Here is a 5,774-nt window from a genome sequence, read left to right on the forward strand (position 1 = left end):
GCATCCTGAAGGGCGTGATCGTCGCGGTGCTGGTGTCGATGCTGCTGGTCGTGCGGCGCGCCGCGCATCCGCACGTCGCGGTGCTCGGGCGCATCCCCGGCGCGCGCTCCTTCTCGGACCTCGAGCGTCATGCCGAGAACGAGGCCGTGCCGCAGGTGCTGGTCGTGCGTCCCGAGGCGTCGCTGCTTTACTTCAACGTCGAACATGTGCGCGAGACCATCCGGCACTGGATCGATACGGCGCCGGAGCCGGTCCGGCTGGTGATCTGCGACCTGTCCGCCTCGCCGGTCGTCGACCTCGCGGGCGCGCGCATGCTCGCGGCCTTGCACGCGGCGCTGCGCCCCTCGGGCACGGCGCTGAAACTCGTCGGCGCGCACGCGGACGTGCGTGACATGCTGCGCGCCGCGGGCCTCGAAGATCATGTCGGGCCCATCGGCAGGCTCGCTTCGGTGGCGGATCTGATCGACGCATTCGAGGCGCGTGCAGGCGGCGCCGATGGTATCGATGACGCGAAGCTTGCGCCGCGTCCCGCTGCGTAGCCACCAGGTGAACCCATCCGTTATCGAGGAGAGCTCCATGTCATTCCAACCCCGTCTGCGGCTACGAGCCCTGCGCGTGTTGCCACCGTGTTTCGCCGGCCTCGCGCTGATGGCCGGCGCGGCGTCGAGTCAGGCGGCCAATCTGAATTTCCTGAAAGACACGCCGATTACCTATATGCGCGACGCCGATCGTAAAGCGCTTAACGCGGCGGGCCAGAACGCGCTCGAAACCGGCAAGGATGGCGAAACATTTAGGTGGAGCAATGCGGGCACCGGCAATCCGGTGGTGATCGGCGGCACGGTGACGCCGCACGATACGACGAAGCAAGCCGACCGGACTTGCCGGCGCGCGACGCTCGTCGCCACGGCGAAGGGGCAGACGCAAAGCTGGACGCCGACCGTCTGCAAAACGGGCGACGGCCCGTGGAAGATCTTGCGGCAATGAGCGGGGCTCGTGCCGAGACTCATTGATCGACACCCATGAACGAGCCGGCTGATTGATGCCGATGATCGATGCCAATGAACGACGCCGATGAACGATGCCGGCTGGGTGCGCCCCCGCGTCGGTCGGCATGTTCGTGGCCGGTGCGTGTGAGACCAAGGTCGTATTGTCCTGGCCCGCGCCAACAGCCATTGTATTCACGGGGAGAGAGACCGATTCGGATGGGCAGACCGCTGCCTGACATGCTGATAAGAAAGCGCGGCCACTATCTGTTTGCAGAACACCCGCTCGCGCTTCGGTGCTGGGCGGGCGAACCGAAACGAGGGCTAAGATGACATGGCTAGTCACAACGCTACGGCACTATCCCGAGATCGCGATATTCCTGTCGCTCGGCATCGGCTACTGGATAGGCGGGAAAAGCTATAAGGGTTTCAGTCTCGGCGCGGTCACGGCGACGCTGCTGGTCGCCATCGCGATCGGGCAGATGAACATCACGGTGTCGCCGAACGTCAAGTCGGTGTTCTTTCTGATCTTCCTGTTCGCCGTTGGCTATGGGGTCGGGCCGCAGTTCGTGCGCGGCCTCGCGAAAGACGGCTTGCCACAGGCGCTATTCGCGGTCGTGCAGGCGGTGCTGTCGCTCGGCGCGGCGGTACTGGTCGCGAAGATCGCGGGCTATGACCTGGGCTCGGCCGCCGGACTCTTCGCCGGCTCGCAGACCATCTCCGCGTCGATGGGGCTCGCGTCGGACGCGATCAACCGGTTGTCACTACCCGCCGAGCAAGCCAAGGCACTGCTCAACGCGATGCCGACCGCGTACGCGGTGTCGTACATCTTCGGCACCGTCGGCTCCGCGGTGATTCTGGCCACGCTCGGGCCGCGACTGCTGCGTATCGATCTGGTCGCCGCGTGCAAGGAATACGAAGCGACCCTCGGCGGCACCAAGGAATTGGGCGGCGCCGGCCAGGCGTGGCACCGCTATGAGCTGCGCGCGTTCCGGGTACTCGCCGACGCACCGGCGTGCGGCAAGACGGTCAGCGAGGTCGAGGCGCTGCAGCCGAACAATACGCGGCTTTTTATCGAGCGCGTGCGGCGCGGCGGCACGATCTCGGAGGCGACGCTCGATACGACGCTGCAGGCTGACGACGTGGTCGCGATAGCCGGTCCACGCGATCAACTGGTGTCGGTGCTCGGCGGCGGCGGCCCGAATGGCGATGACGGCGGCGATAGCGCCGTCGCGGTGCGGCGTGCGCGCGTGGTCGAAGTCGACGATCCCGAACTGCTGGCGGTGCCCGCCGAAGGCGTGGACGTCTACGTGACCAGCAAGGCGGTGGACGGCAAGACGTTGCAGGAGTTGGCCACCATGCCGCTCGCACGCGGCGTGTTTCTGAGGAAGATCAAGCGCGGCCCGACCGAGACGCAGATCCCGATTATGCCTAGCACGAAGCTGCATCGCGGCGACACGATCACGATCGTCGGTCGCACGCAAGACACGACCGCCGCCGCCAAATCACTCGGTGTGCTGGACCGCGCCACCAACGTGACGGATGTCGCGTTCGTCACGCTTGCGATCACCGCCGGCGCGCTGGTGGGCGCCGTCGTGATCAATGTCGCGGGCATCCCGATCACGCTTTCAACCGCCGGCGGCGCGCTGATCGGTGGTCTCGTGTTCGGCTGGCTGCGCGCGATTCACCCGACCTTCGGCCGCATTCCGGAACCCACCGTGTGGTTCATGAACTCGGTCGGCCTGAATGTGTTCATCGCCGTGATTGGTCTGACCGCGGGGCCGGGCTTCGTCTCCGGATTGCAGAACCTCGGCATCGGGCTGTTCGTGTGGGGCATCGTGGCCACTTCCCTGCCGCTGATCCTGGGCATGTTGATCGCGCGCTATGTGTTCCATTTCCACCCGGCGATTCTGCTCGGCGTATGCGCGGGTTCGAGAACCACGACCGCCGCGCTCGGGATGGTCTGCGACGCGGCCAAGAGCCAGATTCCCGGACTCGGCTATACGGTGACCTACGCGGTCGGCAATACGCTGCTGACGATCTGGGGGATGGTGATTGTGATGATTCTGGCTTGACTGATATCGCCCGGCGCTCCCCGACGGGAGACGCCGATCCGGCTGATCTGCTTCAGGAGGCAAAATGGACAAGCAGCACAAAGAGGATCTCGAGACGGCCGCGAAGATGGCGGCACTCAGCCCATTCGAACTGAAAGACGAGTTGATCAAGGCGGCGGGTGGCGGCGCGGTCGAGCGGCCCGCGAACCTGTCGATGCTCAACGCCGGCCGCGGCAATCCAAATTTTCTCGCGACCGAGCCGCGTCATGGGTTCTGGCAACTGGGCCTGTTTGCAATGCGCGAGGCCGAGCGCTCATTCGCGTATATGCCGGAAGGCCTCGGCGGTTTTCCGAAACGCGAAGGCATCGTCGAGCGGCTGGAGTTGTTTCTGCGCGGCAACAAGGGCGTGCCGGGCATCGCCTTTCTCACGAGCGCGGTGTCCTACGTGCGCGATCAGCTCGGGCTGTCGGCGAGCGATTTTCTGTATGAAATGTGCGAAGGCATTCTCGCGTCGAACTATCCGGTGCCGGACAGGATGCTGAAGCTCTCCGAGGCGATCGTCGGCCAGTACCTGCGCCGCGAGATGATCGGCAAGCATCCGTTTATCGGTGAGTTCGATATTTTCGCGGTGGAAGGCGGCACAGCCGCGATGACGTACATCTTCAACACGATGCGCCAGAACCGGCTGATCCGGGCCGGCGACACCATCGCACTGGGCATGCCGATCTTCACGCCTTACATCGAGATTCCGGCGTTGAACGACTACCAGTTGAAAGTCGTCAACATCAATGCGGACGTGGAAAGCAACTGGCAGTACTCGAAAAAGGAACTCGACAAGCTGCGCGATCCGGCGGTCAAGGCGTTCTTTCTCGTCAATCCGAGCAATCCGCCGTCGGTGCGCATCAGCGACGAGAGCCTCGCCTACGTCGCCGAAATCGTCAAGGAGCGGCCCGATCTGATCCTGCTGACCGACGACGTGTACGGGACCTTCGCCGACGATTTCGTGTCGCTGTTCGCGATGGCGCCAAAGAACACCATTCTCGTGTACTCGTATTCAAAGTACTTCGGCGCGACTGGCTGGCGCCTGGGCACCATCGTCACGCACCACGACAACATCTTCGACCGCCTGATTGCCGAGCTGCCTAAAGACGTGAAGAAGGAACTGCATCACCGTTACGAGTCGATCACGACCGAGCCGGACAAGCTGAAGTTTATCGACCGTCTCGTCGCCGATAGCCGTACGGTCGCGCTCAATCACACGGCCGGGCTGTCGACGCCGCAGCAGGTGCAGATGGTGCTGTTCTCGCTGTTCTCGCTGATGGATACCCCCGACGCGTACAAGAACGCGCTCAAGCGCCTGATTCGCGACCGCAAGCGCGCGCTCTATGAGGGGATCGGCATTTCGTTCGACGACGGCGACGTCAACCAGGTCGACTACTACACCATTCTCGATATGGAGTACCTCGGCGAACGGGCGTACGGCCGTGAATTCGTCGACTGGCTGCTGAAGAATACGGAGCCGTCCGAACTGCTCTTCAGGCTTGCGCGCGAAGCACGCGTGGTGGTACTGCCGGGGCGTGGATTCGGCACCCAGCATCCGTCCGGGCGGGTCTCGCTCGCGAATCTGAACGAGTCCGACTATCGCAAGATTGGCCAGGCGATTCGCGCGCTGCTCGGCGATTATGTGGATCGCTACAACGCGGCGTCCGGCGGCAAGCTCGACAGGAACAAAACCTTGTAGGTATCGATACCGGGCTGGCAGCGATCATGCGAGGCGCGTGTCCTCGCATGAAAGCGCTGGCCGTTCAGGAGTGGCCAAATGACGATCTCCAGCGACAAGATCACGCCTTACGACGAATTCAACTATCCGATTCCGGAGAACGAGTTTCCGAGGGAGGGGATGTCCGCGCGGGCGGCGGCGGCCGTGGCGATCAGCGCCGAATGGACCGACGCGAATCCGATGCTGAACATGTCGTCGTTCGTCACGACCTGGGCCGAGCCTGAGGCGGCCGAGACCGCGAAGCGCAATATTTTCAAGAACTATATCGACCATGACATGTACCCGCAGGTGTTCGCGATGGAAACGCGCATGGTCAAGTGGCTGCATGAGCTGTGGCACGGCCCGAAAGGCGTCGAGCCGTATGGCACCGCGACGGTCGGCTCGTCCGAGGCGTGCATGCTGGGCGGTCTTGCGCATAAGTGGAACTGGCGCAAACAGCGCGAGGCGCAGGGCAAGGACGCGAGCCGGCCGAACATGGTGACGGGCGGCAACGTGCAGGTGGTGTGGAAGAAGTTCTTTCGCTACTTCGATGTCGAACCGCGCATCGTGCCGTTGAGCCCCGGCAACTACCGGCTGACGGCCGAGCATCTGGACAAGTTCGTCGACGAGAACACGATTGCCGTGGTCGCGATCGCCGGTCAGACGTTCACCGGCGAGGACGACGATATTCAGGGCATTCACGCCTGGCTCGACGACTACGAGAGGCGCACCGGCGTTTCGATTCCGATGCATATCGACGGTGCTTCGGGCGGATTCGTCAATCCGTTCCTTTACCCGGATTACAAGTGGGATTTCGCGTTGCCGCGCGTGCAGTCGATCAACGCTTCAGGGCATAAATACGGGCTGGTCCCGCCGGGACTCGGCTGGGTCATTTTCCGCGAGCGCAAGGTGTTCAACGAAGAGCTGGTTTTCTACGTGAATTATCTCGGCGGCGAAATGCCGACCGCCACGTTGAAT

General features: G+C 63.4%; 5 protein-coding genes. All 5 read left to right on the forward strand.

Annotation, left to right across the window (positions count from 1 at the left end; genetic code table 11):
* Window positions 1–539: sodium-independent anion transporter (locus VGH68_RS02255; RefSeq protein WP_331601878.1), on the forward strand; the 539-nt coding region annotated here is incomplete at its 5' end.
* 109 nt (window positions 540–648) lie between these two features.
* On the forward strand, window positions 649–984 hold the full coding sequence (locus VGH68_RS02260) for an RT0821/Lpp0805 family surface protein (RefSeq protein WP_331601882.1): 336 nt from the start codon (window positions 649–651) through the stop codon (window positions 982–984).
* A 328-nt stretch (window positions 985–1,312) separates the two neighbouring features.
* Window positions 1,313–3,058, forward strand: a complete 1,746-nt coding sequence (gene aspT / locus VGH68_RS02265; protein WP_331601879.1) for an aspartate-alanine antiporter — start codon at window positions 1,313–1,315, stop codon at window positions 3,056–3,058.
* A gap of 64 nt (window positions 3,059–3,122) precedes the next feature.
* Window positions 3,123–4,778: a bifunctional aspartate transaminase/aspartate 4-decarboxylase gene (locus VGH68_RS02270; RefSeq protein ID WP_331601880.1), complete on the forward strand. Its 1,656-nt coding sequence runs from the start codon at window positions 3,123–3,125 to the stop codon at window positions 4,776–4,778.
* A gap of 78 nt (window positions 4,779–4,856) precedes the next feature.
* The coding region (locus VGH68_RS02275; RefSeq protein ID WP_331601881.1) for a glutamate decarboxylase at window positions 4,857–5,774 on the forward strand (918 nt) is incomplete at its 3' end.

This window comes from Paraburkholderia sp., from assembly GCF_036488505.1.
Lineage (GTDB): Bacteria > Pseudomonadota > Gammaproteobacteria > Burkholderiales > Burkholderiaceae > Paraburkholderia.

Bases quoted from the DNA above. Each gene is read 5' to 3' on its own strand.
- VGH68_RS02260 (WP_331601882.1), top strand. From the start codon at position 649: ATGGCCGGCGCGGCGTCGAGTCAGGCGGCCAATCTGAATTTCCTGAAA.
- VGH68_RS02270 (WP_331601880.1), top strand. From the start codon at position 3,123: ATGGACAAGCAGCACAAAGAGGATCTCGAGACGGCCGCGAAGATGGCG.
- aspT (WP_331601879.1), top strand. From the start codon at position 1,313: ATGACATGGCTAGTCACAACGCTACGGCACTATCCCGAGATCGCGATA.